At 55.1% G+C, this 20,798-nt stretch carries 21 protein-coding genes; 7 read left to right on the forward strand and 14 right to left on the reverse strand.

Annotated features, from left to right (window positions below):
• Positions 1–22: 22 nt before the first annotated feature.
• The 7 genes from EYC95_RS08285 to EYC95_RS08315 form a co-directional block, all read right to left on the reverse strand.
• A complete protein-coding gene (locus EYC95_RS08285) occupies positions 23–1,060 on the reverse strand; it encodes an acyltransferase family protein (protein ID WP_131059919.1) in 1,038 nt (345 codons plus the stop codon).
• Between the two features lie 12 nt (positions 1,061–1,072).
• Positions 1,073–2,176 (reverse strand): hypothetical protein, encoded by a 1,104-nt coding sequence (locus EYC95_RS08290; RefSeq protein ID WP_131059920.1) that lies wholly within the window; start codon positions 2,174–2,176, stop codon positions 1,073–1,075.
• Entirely contained in the window at positions 2,176–3,396 is a 1,221-nt protein-coding gene (locus tag EYC95_RS08295; protein WP_131059921.1) for a phosphoribosylaminoimidazole carboxylase, read from the reverse strand. Before EYC95_RS08295 ends, EYC95_RS08290 begins: the two co-directional genes overlap by 1 nt.
• The gene (locus tag EYC95_RS08300; protein ID WP_131059922.1) at positions 3,393–4,505 is read right to left on the reverse strand and encodes a polysaccharide pyruvyl transferase family protein; all 1,113 of its coding nucleotides are present in this window, start codon (positions 4,503–4,505) and stop codon (positions 3,393–3,395) included. Before EYC95_RS08300 ends, EYC95_RS08295 begins: the two co-directional genes overlap by 4 nt.
• 14 nt (positions 4,506–4,519) lie before the next feature.
• Positions 4,520–5,602 (reverse strand): glycosyltransferase, encoded by a 1,083-nt coding sequence (locus EYC95_RS08305; protein ID WP_131060006.1) that lies wholly within the window; start codon positions 5,600–5,602, stop codon positions 4,520–4,522.
• 105 nt (positions 5,603–5,707) lie between these two features.
• Positions 5,708–7,936 (reverse strand): polysaccharide biosynthesis tyrosine autokinase, encoded by a 2,229-nt coding sequence (locus EYC95_RS08310; protein ID WP_131060007.1) that lies wholly within the window; start codon positions 7,934–7,936, stop codon positions 5,708–5,710.
• Positions 7,937–7,980: 44 nt separating this feature from the next.
• A complete protein-coding gene (locus tag EYC95_RS08315; protein WP_131059923.1) occupies positions 7,981–8,421 on the reverse strand; it encodes a low molecular weight protein-tyrosine-phosphatase in 441 nt (146 codons plus the stop codon).
• A 309-nt stretch (positions 8,422–8,730) separates the two neighbouring features.
• On the opposite strand from EYC95_RS08315, the gene EYC95_RS08320 reads away from it, so the two are divergent.
• Positions 8,731–9,687, forward strand: coding sequence for a glycosyl hydrolase family 5 (locus tag EYC95_RS08320; RefSeq protein WP_131059924.1), 957 nt, complete (start codon positions 8,731–8,733; stop codon positions 9,685–9,687).
• 16 nt (positions 9,688–9,703) lie between these two features.
• On the opposite strand, the gene EYC95_RS08325 is transcribed toward EYC95_RS08320, so the two are convergent.
• Entirely contained in the window at positions 9,704–10,087 is a 384-nt protein-coding gene (locus EYC95_RS08325) for a hypothetical protein (protein ID WP_131059925.1), read from the reverse strand.
• 340 nt (positions 10,088–10,427) lie between these two features.
• On the opposite strand from EYC95_RS08325, the gene tal reads away from it, so the two are divergent.
• Positions 10,428–11,354, forward strand: a complete 927-nt coding sequence (tal, locus tag EYC95_RS08330) for a transaldolase (protein WP_109629027.1) — start codon at positions 10,428–10,430, stop codon at positions 11,352–11,354.
• Positions 11,355–11,468: 114 nt separating this feature from the next.
• Here tal and rssC read toward each other — a convergent pair whose 3' ends face one another.
• The gene (gene rssC, locus EYC95_RS08335; protein WP_007935262.1) at positions 11,469–11,951 is read right to left on the reverse strand and encodes an anti-sigma factor antagonist RssC; all 483 of its coding nucleotides are present in this window, start codon (positions 11,949–11,951) and stop codon (positions 11,469–11,471) included.
• Entirely contained in the window at positions 11,951–13,132 is a 1,182-nt protein-coding gene (gene rssB, locus EYC95_RS08340; protein WP_010456296.1) for a two-component system response regulator RssB, read from the reverse strand. Before rssB ends, rssC begins: the two co-directional genes overlap by 1 nt.
• A 276-nt stretch (positions 13,133–13,408) precedes the next feature.
• On the opposite strand from rssB, the gene EYC95_RS08345 reads away from it, so the two are divergent.
• Complete coding sequence (locus EYC95_RS08345) at positions 13,409–13,708, forward strand: PilZ domain-containing protein (RefSeq protein ID WP_131059926.1); 300 nt, start codon at positions 13,409–13,411, stop codon at positions 13,706–13,708.
• A 61-nt stretch (positions 13,709–13,769) separates the two neighbouring features.
• On the opposite strand, the gene EYC95_RS08350 is transcribed toward EYC95_RS08345, so the two are convergent.
• Positions 13,770–14,459: a VacJ family lipoprotein gene (locus EYC95_RS08350; protein ID WP_131059927.1), complete on the reverse strand. Its 690-nt coding sequence runs from the start codon at positions 14,457–14,459 to the stop codon at positions 13,770–13,772.
• Positions 14,460–14,659: 200 nt separating this feature from the next.
• Here EYC95_RS08350 and EYC95_RS08355 point away from each other — a divergent pair, with 200 nt between their 5' ends.
• Positions 14,660–15,280: an HAD family phosphatase gene (locus tag EYC95_RS08355; RefSeq protein WP_131059928.1), complete on the forward strand. Its 621-nt coding sequence runs from the start codon at positions 14,660–14,662 to the stop codon at positions 15,278–15,280.
• A 109-nt stretch (positions 15,281–15,389) separates the two neighbouring features.
• Positions 15,390–15,653: a DUF4404 family protein gene (locus tag EYC95_RS08360; protein WP_131059929.1), complete on the forward strand. Its 264-nt coding sequence runs from the start codon at positions 15,390–15,392 to the stop codon at positions 15,651–15,653.
• Between the two features lie 174 nt (positions 15,654–15,827).
• On the opposite strand, the gene queF is transcribed toward EYC95_RS08360, so the two are convergent.
• Positions 15,828–16,658: an NADPH-dependent 7-cyano-7-deazaguanine reductase QueF gene (gene queF, locus EYC95_RS08365; protein WP_131059930.1), complete on the reverse strand. Its 831-nt coding sequence runs from the start codon at positions 16,656–16,658 to the stop codon at positions 15,828–15,830.
• 61 nt (positions 16,659–16,719) lie between these two features.
• Positions 16,720–17,244: a plastocyanin/azurin family copper-binding protein gene (locus EYC95_RS08370; RefSeq protein WP_131059931.1), complete on the reverse strand. Its 525-nt coding sequence runs from the start codon at positions 17,242–17,244 to the stop codon at positions 16,720–16,722.
• A gap of 155 nt (positions 17,245–17,399) precedes the next feature.
• Here EYC95_RS08370 and EYC95_RS08375 point away from each other — a divergent pair, with 155 nt between their 5' ends.
• Positions 17,400–18,080 (forward strand): heavy metal response regulator transcription factor, encoded by a 681-nt coding sequence (locus EYC95_RS08375; RefSeq protein ID WP_131059932.1) that lies wholly within the window; start codon positions 17,400–17,402, stop codon positions 18,078–18,080.
• A complete protein-coding gene (locus tag EYC95_RS08380; RefSeq protein ID WP_131059933.1) occupies positions 18,080–19,429 on the forward strand; it encodes a heavy metal sensor histidine kinase in 1,350 nt (449 codons plus the stop codon). Before EYC95_RS08375 ends, EYC95_RS08380 begins: the two co-directional genes overlap by 1 nt.
• Positions 19,430–19,518: 89 nt before the next feature.
• Here EYC95_RS08380 and EYC95_RS08385 read toward each other — a convergent pair whose 3' ends face one another.
• On the reverse strand, positions 19,519–20,763 hold the full coding sequence (locus EYC95_RS08385) for a lipoprotein-releasing ABC transporter permease subunit (RefSeq protein ID WP_131059934.1): 1,245 nt from the start codon (positions 20,761–20,763) through the stop codon (positions 19,519–19,521).
• Positions 20,764–20,798 lie beyond the last annotated feature (35 nt).

Below are 20,798 nucleotides of genomic sequence, written 5' to 3' on the forward strand. Positions count from 1 at the left end.
AGCCAGTAGGCTGAATCGGCGCTCAGGTTTGAGACACCTTAAACCCTGTCTCTGGAGTCTTTTTGCTGCTTGCACGTTCGCCCAAAAACAGAACAGAAGTAATGGCAAAACGGCTGAAAACATTCGACAACAGCACGGGGCCCAACAATCCGCACAGCACACCGCCCACGACCAGGATGCTTTCGTCTGTAACACCCAACCGACCCAAGGCGAACCGTGAACTGGCGGCAAACAGCACGTGAAAGAGGAAGATGGCGTAAGAGTATCCGCCGAGCCAGATCAGTGCTTTCGAGCGCATGTCACTCGACAGTAGCGCGACGCAGGACGTACAGCCAACGAGCAAGCCGACAAGGCTTCGGCGATCGACAATGAGTTCGCGATCCACGGCAGCAATGTAAAGCAGCGCAACCGATATCAAGACGAACACGACCGGCCCGATCACCTTCAGCGATCGCTTTAAAGCACTGACATTTTCGTGGCAAATCATCCCCGTCACGAAAAACGGCAGCAAATAGACCGCGCCGTTGATGCCAAACGCATCGACCGGAAAGACCGGCAGCAGGAACACCACCGCCGAAAACAAAAACAGCAGGTACAGCCGCGTCGCCGTCTGCAACAGACCGCGCCACTGCAGAAAACCGACAAACATGAAGATGATAAATACCGCCTGTAAAAACCAGAAATGGTTCACCGGCACGTAAAACGACAACAAGGCGTCGATTAAACCGAGGTCCTTGTTCACACCCGGTCCGACAACCTGTAGCACGGAAAATGGAATACCGACAAAAAACAAAGGCACGATCAACCTTCTCACCTTGCCAACGCAGTAAGCGGATAAGTCATTGCCCCTGATTTTGTAAATCGAATAGATATAGCCCGATATAAAGGTGAACAGCGGCATCCTGACGTACACCATCGAATCCGCCAAAACCCGAAACGGTGATCCCAGGTCTATTTTCAGTCCACCGCCCAACGGCCCTATCACGTGATAGAGCACCAGCAGCAGACACGCCAGGCCTCTGAGCGTTTCTATTTCCAACGATTTTTTCTTGCTTTGCATAAACCACAAACCTCAGCGCAAGACGCTTGATTCAACCGACTCAGGTTTTTTTGAGCGCAACTGCAACCCCAGCCCCAGAAACAGCACCGGAACCACCATGGAGAAATGTCGGGCAAACGAGCCGAAGTCAGGCTCGAACAAACCCTGCACCAATAAAAAGGACAGTGGAATCGCAATCAGCTCTTTGACTTTCGGCTCGATGATTGAGCCCTTGTAGTGACTCGACGTCATCATTTTGAACATCAACAACGAGGTCATCATCATCAGCACGACGAAGATGATCTGGCCCAGGCCGGAGAGAAGTATCAACTCCACCGGGAAAGACAGCCTGAAGAATATGCTCATCGAGTCCACGGCCTGTGAAACGAAATCACCGCCGCTAAACCACGACACGATCAATGACTTTGACCCCTCTTCACCGAGGGTGCGCTGTTCATTGTTACTGGCTCGAATGGACGAAACCGAATAGCCGACCAGCAACTGAATCGCCGTCGCGATCACCAGATAGAACATGAACAACATCACGAAAAAACTGAAACGCGATACATGTTTTTTCATCACGCACACGCCAACCCAGACCAGCGAGAACAATATCCAGTAGGGCCGAATCAGCACGCCGTAAAACAGCGCAGAAAGAAAAAAGCCCGCTCGGTATCGTTTCGAAAAGGAGAAAAACAGAATGGCAATCACCGCCACCGAGACAATGATTTCCTTGGTCAGGTTATCCAGAAAAAACGACCTGACCACACCCCATAGACACAAGGTTAGAAACAACGTTATTGGTATTTTTTTGAAGATGAAGACCGGGATGGAAGTCAGAAACAGGTTGCACAGCATCCCGTAGGCCCACGCATTGGTCAGGTTGATACCGGTGGGACGCAGCAGATAGGCCGAGCACTCGTAAGAAGACCGGTCTGGTGAAAACGGATTCCAGAAATTGCAGTTGTCTGAACGAACGTATGACGACCACAACGTCATTGCATCAGGACCAGGATCGCGGTGCATCAGCAGCGGCATCGCAATAGACAGAAAAAGACCACACAGCAGAATCAGGAATGAGATGGGCGAGTCGAGTTTTCTTCCGCGAAACTCTATGGACGGTAGAGAAATAGCCATTACAAGCTCCCCTTCGCCTGGGCGAACCTGGTCAGCAAAGCAATGACGGCCAACTGCATCGTAATCGAAAAGACATTGCCCCACGCCGCGCCATAAATTGAATAGTGCTTGATGAGCACATAGCTGACAGGCAGTGAAATCACCAGGCAGATTGCCGCACTGGCTAATGAAACCCGACTATTTTTTGAGGCAATAAGGCCTCCCCATACGATGTCGCCGACGGCGCGCAGGGCAAAAGAGAAAATCAGGATCGCTAAAATCCGGTTATCCGGACGCGGAACTGCCGCGGCCACATAATCAAGCAGGATGTTAAAGAAGGCATAAATCAGCACAGCAACCGCGCAGGAAACAACGAGTGAACGCAGCACCCATTGATTCACAAATAATTGCCGGACCGTCAGCGCCTGCTGGTTATCTTTATAACGCTTGGCAAGCACGGGAATGCCCACCACGGCAACGACCGCGTAAGACAGCGCTTGTAACGTGTTTGCGGCAGACCAGGAGTACACGTACTTGCCGAGGCTGGCATACGGTTCCATGTCCAGAATGAGAAAACGTTCAGCGTACTGACTTAATGCGATCAGCCCGCCTCCCAGATAAAACGGCAGCCCTGCTCTCCAGACAGAAGCCGTGGTGACGACACTGACTTCCCGCCCCCTGTGAACGTTAACCACAATGAAGTAACCGGCCACGATCACCAGAAGGTTGGTGGCCACCCATAACCAAAGAACACTGGCGATGGTGGACACCACGCCCGCCATGAGTCCGCCAACGGCAAGGAGCGCCCAGAGGCCGGTTTTGATGAAGAACAACAACGCGCCCCAGTTGGCTTTTTGTGCGGAAAAGACAAACGAGTTTATTTCGAAGGAAAGATGCTCGGTGAGCAGCAAAAACGTGACGCACGCGATCAACGCGACACTCGCCTCAACATCACTGAACAGTGAGTAAAGGGCGACCGTGCCCACCGATAACAACAAACCAACGGCCAGGTATAGAACCAGTACCTTATCAACGACGAGCTTCGTACTGCCCCCCACGCTGATCAGCCGATTGATTTCAGAGCTGAACCCTACACTGTAAAACTTCGAGGCGATCAAGGAGGCAGCTACCACTACGCCGTAGAAACCCAATGCGTCATAACCCAGGTAATGAGTGATGGCCAACACCAGCAAAAACTTCGCGCCTAATGCACCTCCCCGTAGCAACAACCGAAATATCATCGAACAATCCCTTTGATGATAGTGTCCATCAACTCCGTTTTGGCTTCGATTTCCTTGCAGGTGTCCGTCAGTTTTTTACCGAATCTGGACAACGCATTCGGGGCGTAAACGGTGTCGATGATGGTGTCGACATTGATATCTCCACCATTGATCACCCAGTCTTCCACGCCCATATCCTGATAGGCGCCAAAACCTTTGCGTTCATAGCTGATATGGAACGCAGGCACGCCGGCGAGTAGAGACTCAATGGCTCCATGCAGCCTTACGGAAATGACCAGATCGGGCTGATACTTTGACAGGGTTGCCTTCAAGGGCAAGAGGTCCTCGGTAATGCCGAGTTCCCGATAGAACGCCCCGTCATCGTTGCCACGGACGGCGCTTTGGACAGCGCAGACCACTTTGCTCTTGGCCCTTAGTCGCTTCAACAGAAGCTTCAAGTTGGCAACGTAGGCAACTTTCTTCTCTTTGCTCCATTCCGGCGGCTTGCGTAAAACCACGCAGACCACGGCCGGCGATGCCGCACAGCGGGTGAACTTGGGTTGCACCAGTATCTTCTTCGCCAACGCCTGGACCGCCAGATCTGGCGCTCGATAGACATTGGCATTGGACTCGAAAATAGCCGACGACCTGTTGTCCCGGACAAACACCGCGTCGGCACTGGCGTAGTGTTCTACGATCGCGCTGCTCTCACCGTGGAACGGGCCGATACTTTGCGGCAGGTAAACCGACGGCACCTTGCTCAAAATCGCCGTTTCGAGCTGCTTGGCATGACCCAGTTTCAACTTGATGTGTTCAAAGGCACTTTTTGAGCGCATGTACCCACCGCCTACCCCGACGATCAGATCACTGGTGCTCAAGAGGTCCGCGAGTGGCGCGTAAGACTGTTTAAGGAACACAGCTTCCTTCACGCGCCCCAGTCCTTTAGCCGCCATGACCGGCGCGTCATACCGCTTATAGGGAAGATAACTAAATGACTTGGGGTCCGACGCAACGACGTTGATTAACGTGTCAGCACCAAAGTTTCGCAACACCAAGGCGATGGCCAAATCCACGAGAAGGCCATCACCCGAATTTGACGCACTGTAGCCATGCAAAATAGTTACGTTCATATCTTGATATCTACTTAATAAGTTTGAGCGGAATACACGTCATAGGTTTGCTGGATCATCAGCGTTGCGCTGAACCGTTTGCGCACTCGATTGCGGCTTTCGGTGCCCAGCTCCAGCAACTTTTGTTTCTTGATATTTACTAAGATATTGGCGAGCGCCTGGTGATCGCCCGTCGAAAATATGTAGCCCGTAACGTCGTGCGTCACCAGTTCAGGCAGCGATGTACAGTCACTGGCAATAACGGGCACGCCCATGGCCATTCCTTCGAGTGGGACCATGGCAAAACCTTCCCAGCGACTGGGGACAATCAGGGCGTCTGCCGTTTTATAGAGTTCATTCACCTCTGCCGGGGTTACCCAGGGCAGGTATTCAACGGCGTCAATGACGGGGCACTCTACCGACTCCTCATTTACCGCACTGCCGACAACCGTCAGTTTCAAGTCCTTGCGTTCGACTTCCGTGAACGCCTTGAGCAAAACATCAAAGCCTTTCTGGTAGTCCAGTCGACCCACAAATAAAAGCTGAATATCCGTACGCTGATGAGACAGACCCTCATCGTTTTTATAATGAATGCCGTTGTAGATCAGCTTCATACGGTGGCGGTCGATACCAAACGAAGCCGCTTTATCCAGTTCATACTGGCTCACACAAATAATGACATCCGTCACTTTTTGCAAAAGCCGCTCAATCAGCGAATACACTTTCTGCTTGGCGGGAGAACTTTCCATCAAGAACGAAAACGCGTGCGGGCAATAGATGACTTTCGGTGACCGCCAAGGGCGCACGACCAAACAAACACATCGGCCAATGACACCGGAGAACGTGCTGTGCAAATGCACCACATCAGGTTTTTCCTTGAAGATCACACGGATGAGTTGCCAGGCAAACCGCATAAGGGAGACAACACCTCTCTTGTTTCTGGAGAAGGTCCTGATGTCCTTTTCATCAATGCCATGCAGTTCTTTCTTCTGGTCGAACGGGATCAAATAGACCAGTTCATACTGCCGGGCGTCGCCCTCAGGAGGGGTTGATATCGTCCGGATGACAGTCGCAACACCACCTTTGATCGTTTCCGCAACGTGTAGTATTTTTTTCACAATCCACCCAATTCCATGAACGTAGACGCAGGCAAAAGAGAGCTGAAAGTGGTTAAAAATCGTCAACCCACTTTCAATCCAATGACTTGGTAGATAGAACTCGCTTCACGACTTGTCAGAGGCGTATTCATAGTTGTAATAGCCGTAACTGCCATTACCGTAATAGCTGGACGCTCGTTTCTCGACGCCATTAAAAATCGCGCCTTTTAATTCGATACCGTTTTGAGCAAACCGACGAATAGTCAATTCGATCTCTTTGGCAGGATTTACACCGAAGCGAGTCACGATCAGATTAATGGCGGCTTCACGCCCAACGATTGCAGCATCTGTCACGGCCAGAAGAGGTGGCGTGTCGATGATCACCACGTCGTAGCGCTCACTCAGTTCTGCCAGGAGCTCTCTGAAGTTGGCATGCATCAACAGCTCTGACGGGTTAGGCGGTACCTGTCCACGACTGATGAAATGCAAGTTATCGACTTCGAGCTTATTGATTGCTTGCTCAATGCTGCAGCGCTTGGTCAACAGATCGGATAAACCATTGCTGATCGGGGTGGCCAACGTCTTGTGCAGATGACCTTTGCGCATATCGCCATCGATCAGTACGACTCTCTGCCCGCTTTGAGCAATGACCGCGGCCAGGTTAGAGGAGACAAACGTCTTGCCGACCTGGGGGCTCGGACCGGAAATCATGATCCGGTTATTGGTCGCATCCAGGCCCGCAAAATGCAGACAGGTTCGCAGGCTGCGTATCGACTCGATGGACAGGTCAGTAGGGTTACGCAGCGCTAATAGAAACGCCTGGTGGTTGGCACTATCGCCCAAGCGGACTTTTTTACTGTCCTCTTCCTGTTGCAGGGTGCTGTAAGGAATGGAGGCATAGACGGGCAGTCCAAGTTGTTCGATGGCTTCTGGCCCCTCGAGTCCTCTGCTCAGCGATTTACGCACTAACACCAGGGCAACACCGACAAACCCACCCAGGAAAGTCGCAATCAGTACGATCAGGGCTTTGCGGGGTTTGACCGGGGTCGTGATGTCGACATCCGCCGTATCAATCAACCGCGCATTGCCGACCGCCCCTGCCCTTACGATATCCAGCTCCTGGGATTTGTTCAGCAGCTGGGTGTAGATCTGTGTCGCCACTTCCACATCACGGGTCAGGTTCAACAGCTCCTGCTGTGTAGCCGGAAGCCCCTGGACCTTTTTTTCCAACCCTTGTCGCTGTTTGTTCAAATCCCCCATCTGAGCCATCAAGGCGCGGTAAGCCGGATGCTCTCTAGTGAACTTTCGATCCATGTCCGCTTGCTGGAGTTTCAGGTCCGAGATGCGCGTATCCAGCACCACCATCTGTTCCAGGACTGACTTGGTTTCGAGCGAAATGTTTACTGTATTTCCGCGGGTTTGATAGCTGTTCAGCGCGTTACTGGCTTTGACCAGATCGTCTTTGACTTGCGGGAGTTGTGCCTGCAGGAACTCCAGACTCTGGGCTGCCTCGGCTGAGGTGCGTTGCACATTCTGCTGCACATACAGTCTTGAGATCTTGTTGAGAATCTTCACCGCCAGCGCGTAGTCGGTGCTGGCCAAGGCCAGACTTATAATGCCCGACTCTTTACCTTGCTCGGAGACCTCGAGGGCGTCCTGGTAATTCTGAATGGTGACAATGCGTGGATTGCGCACGACTTCAAATTGGGTGCCTGGATTCGCGGCCATGCTCGCGACGAGCACCTCTACACCGTCTTGCGCGATGGCTTCGCCTGTGGCGCCGGCGGCCAACAAACCGCCATTGTCATCGTAGAGTTTGAATCGATTCTGCTCTTCGGCAACCAGCATCAATTTTTTGCCTAACAGTTCATTCGGCAGATTGAGCTGTTCAATATCAAGGCGTTCGCCGCCCCATGCATAACTGTTCATCCCGAAACGCGGCGGTGAAACACTTTCGGTCGGGATACTTTTACATCGCCGCGCAAGAAAGCCGCCGACAACCGGAAAGGTGTTGGGCGTTATCATGATATCAAGGCGCAGATCATCGACTGTTTTACCAATCACCGCGCGGGACTTGATAATGCCGATCTCGGTAGCCGCCGGGGATTGCCCACCGAGCATGCTACTGATATCCGAGAAGCCCAACATGTCGTTCTTTTTCGGCTCGACCTGTACCAGAGCGTTCGCCAGATACACTGGCGGCGATAAGATCGAATACGCGGCACCGCTCACCATGAACGCCCCGGTGATGGCACCGATCAACCATTTATGGTCAATCAATGTGCCTAATAAACCGAGCAGATCAATCTCGTCTCTCTCTTTATCCCGGGTGCTGACTACTGACGGTAACTGCATAAGGTCTATTCTTTTACCATTATTACTAATCTGAAAATCATCCATCAACGTCCGAGGCGCTGCGCCCATGAGCAAACGGCATCTTCAATCAATGCATGGGCATGGACAAAAGCAGCTTTTCCTTGACGATACGGGTCCTTTATTTCGCGTTCACTCTGCCACTTGCCCAGAAGAAACACTTTGCCCCTGGCGTGCGATGCAATCCTTAGTACGGCCTGTACATGCTCTTTTTCCATGACCAGAATGAGGTCTGATTCATTAACTATGGCGGGAGTAATCTGTCGCGCTTTAAACGCTTGGGCTTCGTGGCCCTGTTCTTCAAGAACCAGAAGTGCGTCGGGCTCCATAGACTCACCCACCCGCGCGTTCAATCCCGCGGAGGTCACTGAGATACCTGAAGGTTGCAGCGCATGGCGAAGCAACAGTTCAGCGGTAGGACTTCGGCAAATATTGCCGACGCAGACCACAAGAATCTTTCTGAACAAGGCTACTCTTCCCGTGTAGTGTCGAATCGGCCAACGTATAGCGAGGAGTTGAGTGAACCGATTAGATCGTCCCGCATTCAGAGATGGATCCGTCATGAAAATACAAGTGTATTAAATACCACGACGCATAAAAAACACCCAACCAGAAAACCGGACCATAAATAACACTTGCGATCTGGAAGTTATTTATCCGACAAAAATTAACAATGAAGGGAATGACATAGAGGATTAATGATATCGCTGTACTAATGCTATTTTGACCCTGGCCCATGCCAGGGACGACATACTGACTCAACAGGAAATCCCGATATGCGTATTCGACTGATCGCCACTTCAACGCTGTTTATACTTGGCGCACTCAGCCCCGCTTACGCCAGCCAGGCTTTTTCAGTGCTGGCGCAAGACAACAAGACAATAGGCGTTCAGGTGAAGATTCAAAATTTCTCAGCCGCCGACGCCCATCAGATCAAAGCCTCAGGGTTCGGATTCGTACGCTTTGGCGTATGGACGAACAGCCTGGGCAACCCGGCGTATCAACACCAGATCAATGAAGCCTTCGCTGCTGCCAAATCCGCCGAACTGCCGGTATTGATGACCGTTCGCTCAACCAAAGCGTTAACTCACAAAACGCAAAGCAGCGGCAGTGATCTCGCCGCTGCGGGAGATTCCTTCGCGAACTCGGTCATCGGCCTGGAAAAAGCCTTCAGCACGCAGCTTGTCGCCATTGAAATCTGGAATGAACCAGACTTGCCGAAATACTGGCCCACCCGGGATTTTGAAGTAACGTTTGTGCCTTTCATGAGTGCAGTGTGCAACGCGTTACAACAGCGGGATCATTCAACCCCACTGATCGGGTTTGGGTTCGCAAAGGTGCCAACCAAAGACTCCAAGGCGACCGTCGCACTGACTGAAATCATTAAGGATTACCCACAATGCCTCAGTGCGGTCTCCTACCATCCCTATGGCATGTCGGGCACCGAGATCAGCAGTGCTCAAGCGTTTATCCTCGATAACTTCCATGTACCGGGGGTCATTACCGAATGGGGAGTGCCATCGCTCAGTTCCATCGGGGGCACCGCCGGACAAGCATCACGCATTACAAGATTCATCTCGGATGTCAAAAAACTGAATATACCGCTGACATCCCTTTACGAATGGAAAAACAGCGACTCAGGCAGTAACGATCGCGAACGAAGTTTCGGGCTAACGTCATCTGATGGAAAATCAAAACCTGCGCAAGTGGCCGTCAGAATGTTACTAAAGTAACGACCGCACCCTTCCCTTAACAGGGGCTTTTATTCATCCACTCCGCATAACTCGCGGCGTCCATTGCCAGCGACTCCTCCACCAGGACCTCGAACAATACGGCTTGCGCTTCAAACCGCAGGTCATGTCTGGACTTCTGGGAGTCGTTCATTTGTTCCATCAACACGCGAGTGACTTGACTGGGCATGCTGGATTTCACTCGTTTTAGCCAGCCGGGAATTTTCTTCGCGGCTTTCACTCTTCCCATCTCCACCAGACCATTCATATTGTCCGGGTGGTTCTTCTTTGAAGCAGTCATCAGTTCTTCAAATACTTCGGTCAATTTCTTCAAGACATAACCGAGAATAAAGTCATCGAAGGCCTCCACAATTGCAGACACCCGCTCCCCTTGTGAAGTCATTTCCCCATCCAATACCTACATTTATCGGCGCCACATTACACGCCATCCGGGTGGCACTAATTGACATCTTATAACGACTGAACTTGACTATTTCTAACAGTCACAGGCACCCGAATGCAGGCATGGCAGCGCAGTCGCCGGAGTTGCCAGCGAAGCGTCAACGGTCAGTTGCTTTGAACCTGCGCCGCGTTTTGGCATCGTATTTACCGATACCCGCGCCCCGCCTTTCAAACATCCGTTTCCCGGTTGTTGCCACCGGGGCCACCGATACGTACATGCGCCCTTGAGTGGCTGTCAGCGCTCGGGTAATGTCATCAGACCCATAGGACAGAGCACGCCCATGACTTCCAAGCTGGAACAACTCAAACAAATGACCACCGTAGTTGCCGACACCGGCGACTTCGAAGCTATCGCTCGCGTAAAACCCGTCGACGCTACCACCAACCCTTCCCTGCTGCTGAAAGCCGCTGCCATCCCCGGTTATGCCGAGTTGCTGAACGCCTGCGTTCACGACTGCAAGGGCGATGTGGGCCTGGCCAGCGACCGTTTTGGCGTGGCGGTAGGCCAAGAGATTCTGAAGGTTGTACCGGGCCGAATTTCCACTGAAGTGGATGCGCGCCTTTCGTTCGACACTGACGCCGTATTGAAGCGTGCGCACCGTCTGATCGAGCTGTACGACAAGGCCGGCATTGGCCGCGACCGCGTGCTGATCAAAATCGCCTCCACCTGGGAAGGCATCCGCGCCGCCGAGAAGCTTGAAAAGGAAGGCATTCAGACCAACCTGACGCTGCTGTTCTCGTTTGCTCAGGCTGCGGCCTGTGCTGACGCCGGGGTATTCCTGATTTCGCCGTTCGTAGGTCGCATCTACGACTGGTACAAGAAGGCTAACGGCAACGACTACACTGGCGCGGATGATCCGGGCGTGCAGTCGGTGACGCGTATCTACAACTACTACAAGGCCAATGACTACAAGACTGTGGTCATGGGCGCGAGCTTTCGTAACCTCAATCAGATCGAGCAGTTGGCTGGGTGTGATCGCCTGACCATCAGCCCGGACCTGCTGGAGAAGCTGGCGGCGGACACTGGCAAGCTGGAGCGCAAGTTGGCTCCGGGCCATGCGGGTGAGGCGCGCTTGAGCCTGAATGAAGCGCAGTTCCGTTGGTTGTCCAACGAGGATGCGATGGCGACCGAGAAACTGGCTGAGGGGATTCGTCAGTTCGCCCGCGACCAGGAAAAACTCGAAGCACTGCTGCAAGCCAAGCTCTGATTCAGTAAGCAAATGCAAAAAAGGGCGAACCTTAACGGGTTCGCCCTTTTTTATGCTTTGAATTTGGGGAGTTTGTTATGTCGCCATCGCGGGCAAGCCTCGCTCCTACAAGGATCAATGACGCTCTAAAGCATTCACCAAATCATGGAAAGCTTCACGATTGGAGTCGTTCAGGCCCATGAGGATTTTGTGTGCTTCAAGCACTTTGATCCGCACGACTTCTTCGGACTGATCCTGGTCTGGCAGGTCGGTCAGGCATTCGGGGCACGGGATCGGGCGGTCAACGATGTTGAACACTTGCTCGAAACCCATGGACTGCAGCAGACGGGTGATGTCTTCGTGGGTGGTGACGACGGTCGGCAGCAGGCCAACCTTTTGCCGCGACAGGATCGACAGTTTGGCCAGCAGGCCAAGGGTGGTGCTGTCGATGCTGCGGGTTTCGGTCAGGTCGATCACGATCGCGTTGAAGTTCAACGCGGTGAAGATCCGCTCAATAGTCGCATCCAATGCCGAACACAGGGTCAGGCGAACTTCACCGACGAACTTCAGGACGAAGGTGCCATCCTGCTCGGCGAACTGGATTCTACCGGTACTCATTAAAGATTCCTGCTCAACACCAACAGGGCGATATCATCCGGCATCTCCCCTAGCGTGGCCAATCCGAAAACCTGCCGCAGACCATCCAGGCTGCCGCCCGCTGCCTTGACCCGTTGGGGCAAAGCCGCTTCTTTTTCTTTGAGTGTAGGTTCTGGCAAAAGGTCCAGAATGCCGTCGGACATCAGCGTCAGGCTGAACGTCGGCGGCAGCTCCAGCACGTGGTCTTCATAGGTAGCTTCATTAAAGAGGCCCACCGGCAGACCGCGCCCTTCCAGATAACGAACACTGTCTGGCGTGTACAACACAGGCAACGGCAAATGACCACCGATGCTATAGGTCAACAAACCTGTCTCCTCGTCGATGACTCCACCGACCATTGTGACGTGTTTACCCAGCTTACAACTGATCAGGCCTCGGTTGATATGACCAAGGACCTCTGAAGGCTTGAATTCTGGCAATGTGCCGCTGCGCTTGGATTCAAACAGCAAGCGCGTGGTCATGAACTTCAACAGCACGGTAACGAAGGCTGAAGAGGCGCCATGACCGGAAACGTCCGCCAGGTAGAAGGCTACCCGACGCTCGTCGACCCGAAAGTAGTCAACGAAATCACCCGACAGGTACAGCGACGGGATGATCTGGTGAGCAAACTGGAACTCATCGATGGTCCAGGGACTGACCGGCAGCATGTTCATCTGCACCTGGCGACCGGCGTTCTGGTCTTCCTGGAGCAGGTTCAGGCTGGCGGCGAGCTCTCGGTTAGCCTTTTCCAGCTTCTCGCGGTAGCGCTGGTTTTCCAGCAGCAGGCGCGCGCGATCCAGGGCCCGGCGCACAGAGTGCTCGAGCACAGCCAAATCTTCGAGAGGCTTGATCAGGTAGTCCGCCGCGCCCAGGCGCAGGGCCTCGACCGCGTCGTTCATCACGCCGGCACCCGAAACCACGATCACCGGGGTTTGCGGCGACAGCTCGGTGACCTGGCGAATGAGTTCGAGTCCGCCCATCTGCGGCATGCGCAGATCGCAGATGACCAAGTCGGGCTTGTCTTGCTCGAATACCTGAAGTCCCTGCTGGCCATTGCTGGCCTGCAGGACACTGAAACCACTGTCTTCCAAGTAGGCCGCGAGGCTCGCGCGCACTACTTCGTCATCATCGATTATCAGCAGCGTGGCACTGGTTTTTGGCATGTGGGCAAACGGCGCCAGAATTAGGTTGGCGTAGCAGGCAGGGGTTTTGTCCCGGCTCACACTACTGGATTCGCTTTCTAGCCTCTCTACTGCACCGTTTTCGAGCGTTTGCCCTACACACAGGTTCACCAGAGGTGCCCTTCTAAGGCGCAGACGGTACTCCCATCCGCGGGGCGTTTCAAGCTCACGCCGATGGTCGCTTGACGTCTTTACTTGTCAAATCACCGGGAGTTATAAGAACAGGTAAAACCGTAACCCTATGGAAGGATGAAGCCCATGAGTCAAACCGATCGGGACTACAGCGAAAAGCGCGATTTCATCCGCATGCGGGTCGATGCCGATGTGTCGCTGATTCACGAAGGCGATGAGGTGCCAGCCGTCTGCATCGACCTTTCCAGCAGCGGTATGCAGGTTGAGGCACCCCGCCTGTTCAAGGTCGGGGACCGGATCAGCGTGCGCATCGACTCCGATCACGCAGCGCTCAAAGGGCTTGAGGCCGATACCGAAGTGGTGAGGGTGAAAGAACAGGACGGTGGCACTCAGAAACTCGGGCTTACAATCTTGAAGATGAAATAAGCCCGGATCCAAACGAAAGAAGGCGGCCGATTGGCCGCCTTCTTCATTTTACTGGTCGAGATCAAAAATCGTCTTCGACCTGGCCGTCTTTGACTTTGAACTCGCGGTTCTGCAAGTACGCATTGCGGATGAAGGTGTACTTGTCGCCGCTGATTAACTTCTCGCTCGACAGCAAGCTGGCGCGGGTGTCGACGATATTCAGGCCGAAGACCGAGTTACGCACCGGCACGTCGTTGATGTAGCGGTACGGGCCGGTGTAGCCGTCGACGAACTTGGAAGGTGCATCACGCAAGGTGCTTGGGCCCATCAGCGGCAACATCACGTACGGACCGCTGCCCACACCCCAGTAACCGAGCGTCTGGCCGAAGTCTTCGTCGCTACGATTCAGGCCCATTTGGGTGCCGACATCGAAGAAGCCCAGCAGGCCGAAGGTGGTGTTGAAGATCAGACGCGCGGTGTCTACGCCCGCTGCAGCAGGTTTGACCTGCAAGACATTGTTGGCAAGGTTGGTAACATCACCGACGTTGCGGAACATGTTGTGAATGCCGTCTTCCAGGAACTGCGGCGTCACAAACTCATAGCCTTGAGCGATTGGCTTCAGTGCGTAAGTGTCGACGAAGTCGTTGAACTGGAAGATAGGACGGTTGACGCTTTCCCAAGGGTCTTCTTCCGTGGCAGCCTGGGCTGCGAACGGAACCAGCAAAACGCTGGCACACACACAAAGCTGAGCTAGACGATTGCTCCAGCGCATAGAAAACTCCTTGGATTGTACTGGCAAGGGCGCTTGGCCCAGGCGATAAGCTGGCTAGTATAAGACGGAAAAGCCGATTTAGGGCAGCCTCGCAAGTGATGGCCTACGGATGATTCGTCCTGATTGATAGCGCTTCACATCAGTGTCACTCAACTGTCACCGGCGGCGCATAGCCTTGTCACTATTTCAGGGACGTTGATATGCCGCACGCCGAAACCTTGCCCCTCGCTGCACCCAGCCTGACCGCCGTACTGTTCGGGCTCAGTGGTTGCCTGGTGGATTTCGGCGCCCGGATGCGCCAGCACGATACTCACACGCCCGAGCACGCCGAGGTCACGCCCGGCGCGCTGGACAGTCTGAACAGCTTGCAGCGCCAGCAGATTCCTTGCGCCTGGCTCGACGAGTTGCCCCCGGCCGTCAGCCATTCCCTGGCCGGCGCCCTGCCGGCGTGGATCAAACCTTCGCAACACCCCGCAACAATCAATCCGTGGCCGGCGCCGAACGCTTGCTGGCAAGCGTTAATGGCATTGAATGTCGAACAACTCGATGGTTGCGTACTGGTCAGCGGCGAACCGCGATTGCTGCAATCGGGACTGAATGCCGGGCTGTGGACGATCGGCCTGGCGTCCTGCGGCTCGCTCTGCGGGTTGGCGCCCAGTGAATGGCAGGCCTTGAGCCAAAAGGAACGCGAACACCTGCGCGGCAAAGCGACGGTACAGCTGTTCGGTCTGGGGGTGCATTCGGTGATCGATCATCTGGGCGAACTGGATACCTGCCTGGCCGACATCAGTCTGCGTCGGCTCAAGGGCGAAAAGCCCTGATCGAGATCATGCAGGTTCAGCTGGAGTGGATTAATCTAAAGGCAAGCCATAGACCTTTGGCGCGCTGCTGCGGTCTATGCCAGTGCCTATCGATAAAAGGAAGAACGCCATGCCTGCCCGCGAACTGCAACAACAGCTCAATACTCTGCGCGAGCAATTGGAACAGAATCCACCGCTGACCGAAGCCGAGCGCGAAGACCTGCACGCGCTGATGGCACAGATCGAACTTGAGCTTGAACTTGAAACCAAAACCCAGGACACCAACCTCGCCGACAATGTGAACCTGGCCGTCGAGCGCTTCGAAATTGAACACCCTACCCTTGCCGGAACCTTGCGCAACATCGTGCAAGCCCTCGGCAACATGGGGATCTGAACCTGCCAGATGCAAAAAAAAAGCCCTGCTATCGCTAGCGGGGCTTTTTCTTATCGGTGTGCAATGCAATCCCCCCTGTGGGAGTGAGCCTGCTCGCGATGGCTGAGTGTCAGGCGACATCTATGTTGGATGAGCCATCGCCATCGCGAGCAGGCTCGCTCCCACATTAGATCTTTATTGGCGGACCAGGCGGTGGTTCGGCAGTTGAACAGTTTCAGTGCTGCGATACGGGTTGATGTCCAACCCACCGCGTCGCACATACCGTGCATAAACCGTCAACTTCTCCGGTTTCAGCAACCGCTGCAAGTCGAGGAAAATCCGCTCCACGCACTGTTCATGGAAGTCCGAGTGCTGACGGAAGCTCACAATGTATTCCAGCAAACTCGCGTGATCCAGCGCCGCGCCACGGTATTCCACCGCCACGCTGCCCCAGTCCGGCTGGCTGGTGACCGGGCAGTTGGATTTGAGCAAATGGCTGTGCAGGCTCTCTTCAACAATGCGCGAATCATCGCAACGCAGCAGTTCGGGACGCGGATGCTCGTAGCTGCTGACACTGATCTCCAGGTCATCGATGCACACACCCGGCAACGCCACGACGCCTTCGGCTTCAACATCCTTGAGGCTGCGAATCCGCACGCCAACCGGCTTGCCGGCAGCGGCCGAGAGGTCTTTCACCAGCGTCGACTCAAGGGTCGCGGTATCGGCAAACGGCGTCTGATTCAACGAGTTCAGGTACAGCTTGAACGACTTCGATTCGATGATGTTCGGCGAATCCGCCGGGATACTGAATTCGCCAATCGCCACCACTGGCTTGCCCGACGGCAACAACCACGACAGCTCGAAGCAGTTCCAGAAATCCACACCCTTATAAGGCAGGGATTGCGCCGTCAGGCCCAACTCGGCCCATTTCGCGGTGCGCGGGATCGGGAACAGCAAGGACGGCGTATAGGTGGCGATGTATTCGCTGGATTTGCCCAGCGGCGAGTGTTCGGCTGCGGGATGCATGGCGGAAACCTGACTGAAGAATCAGCGGATTCTACCAGCCTTTACGCCCGCCTTAGAGTGCTTACTGACTGACAGTCAGTTTGCCGACCATGCCCGCCTGGTAATGGCCGGGAATGTTGCAGGCAAATTCCAGGTTAGTGGCCTTGGTGAAGGTCCAGGTCAGCTCAGCAGTTTTGCCCGGTTCGACGAGGACGCTGTTCGGGTCGTCGTGTTTCATCATCCCGTGATCCATGCCAGCCATCGAGCCGTGGTCCATTTCCTTCATGCCTGTAGGCGTGAGCATGCCGCTCTGCTGCATCTTCATCATTTCCTGCTGATGCCTGGCATGCATCGCCGCATCACCCAGGTTGAATTCGTGCAACAACTGGCCATTATTCACCAGCACCAAACGAACCGTCTCTCCGGCTTTGATATCGATCGCCTTGGGGGTGAACGACATGTCGCCCATCACCACCTCGACACTGCGAGTCGCCTTGGCCGCCGGGGCCGGCTGACCGAAATCGTAGGTATGCGCCGGCGATGCCCACACCGCCGAACTCAGTGCCAACAAACACGCAGCCAACACCAGAGGTTTGCGCAAAAACATAGTCGTACTCCAACAAGATAAGGTTCAGCCTGTGGAAAACTCTAAACTGTCGTCACTGCCCACAACCTGACAGCCAGATTACAACTTTGTCAGGTTGACCTGTGTTTACGCTGCCCACGGTATAAAGCGTTCGTTCCATTTGCCTCGAGTTGCCTATGAAGCTGCTGATCGTCGAAGACCAACCGAAAACCGGCCATTACTTGCGCCAGGGCCTGACCGAGGCCGGTTTCAACACCGAGCTGGTGGCCGACGGCAGCACCGGGCAACAACTGGCATTGAGTGGTAATTACGCGTTATTGATCCTTGATGTAATGCTGCCCGGTCGTGATGGTTGGCAAATTCTGCAAGCGGTACGCAGTGCCGGTCTGGATACGCCGGTACTTTTTCTGACTGCGCGAGATGCGGTGGAGGACAGAGTCCACGGCCTTGAACTCGGTGCCGACGATTACCTGGTCAAGCCGTTCGCCTTCTCCGAATTGCTGGCGCGGGTCCGCAGCCTGTTGCGACGCGGAGCTGTTTCGCCTCAGGAAACCAGCCTGCAACTGGCCGACTTGCGCCTGGACTTGATCCGCCGCCGGGTGGAACGCAATGGTCAGCGCATTGACCTGACCGCCAAGGAGTTCGCCCTGCTGGAAATGCTTCTGCGGCGCCAAGGAGAAGTGTTGCCCAAATCACTGATCGCCTCCCAGGTCTGGGACATGAATTTCGACAGCGACACTAATGTCATCGAGGTCGCGATCCGCCGTTTGCGTCTGAAAATCGACGATGAATTCCCCAACAAGCTGATTCATACCGTGCGCGGCATGGGTTATGTCCTTGAAGAGCGCCCTGTCTGATGCGTCGACTTTCGTTAAGCAGTCGCCTGGCGCTGCTGTTTGCGGCCTGTACGGCCGTGGTTTCGTTGTTTGCCGGGGTGTTGTTCAGTCGCGCCAGTGAGGCGCATTTCATCGAGCTCGATCAGCAGTTGCTGGACGGTAAGTTGATTGGTTTGCGCCGCGCGCTGCACGACGTTCGATCAAGTGAAAGTGAAGTCAAACTGGCGGATGAACTGAGCCGGCAGGCGGATCTGTCGCTGCGAATCACCGGCAGCGATGGCCAGCGCTGGTACGACAGCTCGACGCACCTGCCGGAAAAGCTCCCGCATAAACCCGGCTTATCCACGTTGAACGACGACGGCACCGATTATCGCGTGCTGAATGCGCCGCTGTTTGTCGATCGGCCTGACTCACCGCAACTGACCTTGCTGCTGGACATCACCCATCACCAGCACTTTCTGCAACGCATGCAGCGCCTGATCTGGCTGACCGTCGGTTTGTCAGCCCTGGCCACCGCGTTGCTCGGTGCATGGGCGGCGCGCAGTGGCTTGCGCCCGTTGCGGCGCATGAGTGCGATCGCCAGCGGCGTTTCGGCGCAATCGCTAAACGCCCGGCTCCCCGAAGAGAATATGCCGTCGGAACTCACCGAATTGGCCCACAGCTTCAACGCCATGCTCGGACGCCTGGACGACTCTTTTCAGCGGCTATCGGCCTTCTCTGCCGACATTGCCCATGAGCTGCGCACACCCCTGTCGAATCTGCTGACCCACACCCAGGTCACCCTCACCCGCCCTCGGCCTATCGACGATTACCGGGAAGCGCTGCACAGCAACCTCGAAGAACTGCAATGGATGGCGCAACTGGTCAACGACATGTTGTACCTGGCAAAGGCTGACCATGGGTTGCTGACGCCCAAGCGGGAATCCCTGGAGCTGGCAGAGGAAGCGGATGTGTTGCTGGAATTTTTTGCGCCGCTGGCTGAAGACGCCCGAGTGACGTTGAGCCGCGAGGGCAGCGCGCAGATGGAGGGTGACCGCAGTATGTTGCGGCGGGCGCTGTCCAATTTGCTGGATAACGCGTTGCGGTTTACGCCCGCTGATGGAGAGGTGCGGGTGCGGATTGTTGATCAGGTCAAAGGCTTGAGTTTGACGATTGAGAACAGCGGGGACGGGATTGACGGGGCGTTGCTGCCGAGATTGTTTGACCGGTTTTATCGCGCCGATCCGGCGCGTCAGGAAGGTAGCAGTGAGCATGCAGGGTTGGGGTTAGCGATTACCCAGTCGATCATCCGAGCCCATGGTGGGCAGATTCGGTGTGAATCGGAGAATGGGTGGACGCGGTTTGTGATTGACATGCCCAAGGGAGAATGAGGCCAGCAGGTCCGGCCCCTTCGCGGGCAAGCCTCGCTCCTACGCGATCATGTAGGAGCGAGGCTTGCCCGCGAAAGCGGTGTAACGGCTTACGAATACCGCAACGCGTGAGCCGGCTCGATTTTCGCTGCACGCCAGGCCGGGTACACCGTCGCCAGGAAGCTCAAGATGAAACCCGCCGAGCAGATCAACAACACATCCCCACCCTGCAATTCCGACGGCAAGTTGCTGACGAAATACACGTCAGAACTGAAGATGTGCTGGCCACTGACCCGCTCCATCCACCCCACCAGCTCACTGACGTTCAACGCCGCAATCACGCCGAGCACGCCACCGATCAAGGTGCCGACAATCCCGATCACCGTGCCCTGCACCATGAAGATCGCCATGATCTGTCGGGGTGTAGCGCCAATGGTGCGCAGGATCGCGATGTCCGCGCCCTTGTCGTTCACCACCATGATCAACGTTGCGATGATGTTGAACGCCGCCACGGCGACGATCATCAGCAACAGCAGGCCGATCATGGTTTTTTCCATCTTCATCGCGCTGAACAGACTGCCTTGGGTGTGGGTCCAGTCGTCAGCCTTGTAAGCAGTGCCCAGTCCGCCAGCAATATCGCTGGAGACTTTCGGCGCGGCGTACAAATCCTTCACCGCCAGCCGCACGCTCTGCACCTGATTCGGCTCCCAGTGCTGCATCTGCGCAGCATCGGCGACGTGGATCAGCGCCATCGAGCCATCCAGCTCGGCACCGACCTTGAACACGCCGACCACATTCAGCCGCTGCATGCGCGGGGTAATGCCACCCGGTGCCGTGCTGACTTCCGGCACGATCAGGGTGATCTTGTCGCCGACATTCAGGCGGAAACGCCGCGCGGTGATCTCACCGATCACCACGCCGAACTCGCCCGGCTTCAATGCATCGAGACGGCCCTGAACGATGTGCTGGGCAACGATCGACACTTTGCCCTCCTGCGCCGGGTCGATGCCGCTGACCTGAATCGGCTGCATCGTGCCTTTATAGGAGAGCATGCCTTCCATCTCGGTGAACGGCACGGCGGCGGTGACTTCCGGATTTTTCATCGCGGCGGCGGCCACGGGCAGCCAGTCGTCGATCGGGTTCACGCCGACGATGGTCGCGTGCGGCACCATGCCAAGGATGCGCGAGCTCATTTCGCGCTGGAAGCCGTTCATCACCGACAGCACCACGATCATCGCCAGCACGCCGAGGGCGAGGCCGATCATCGAGGTCATCGAGATGAAGGAAACAAAGCGATTGCGGCGCTTGGCGCGGGTATAGCGCATGCCGATAAAGATCGATAACGGTCTGAACATTCGCTGGGGCACCGTAAAAAAATAAAAGACCCGAC

Origin of the sequence: Pseudomonas sp. BGI-2, assembly GCF_004310295.1 — a bacterium.
Classification (GTDB): Bacteria; Pseudomonadota; Gammaproteobacteria; order Pseudomonadales; family Pseudomonadaceae; genus Aquipseudomonas.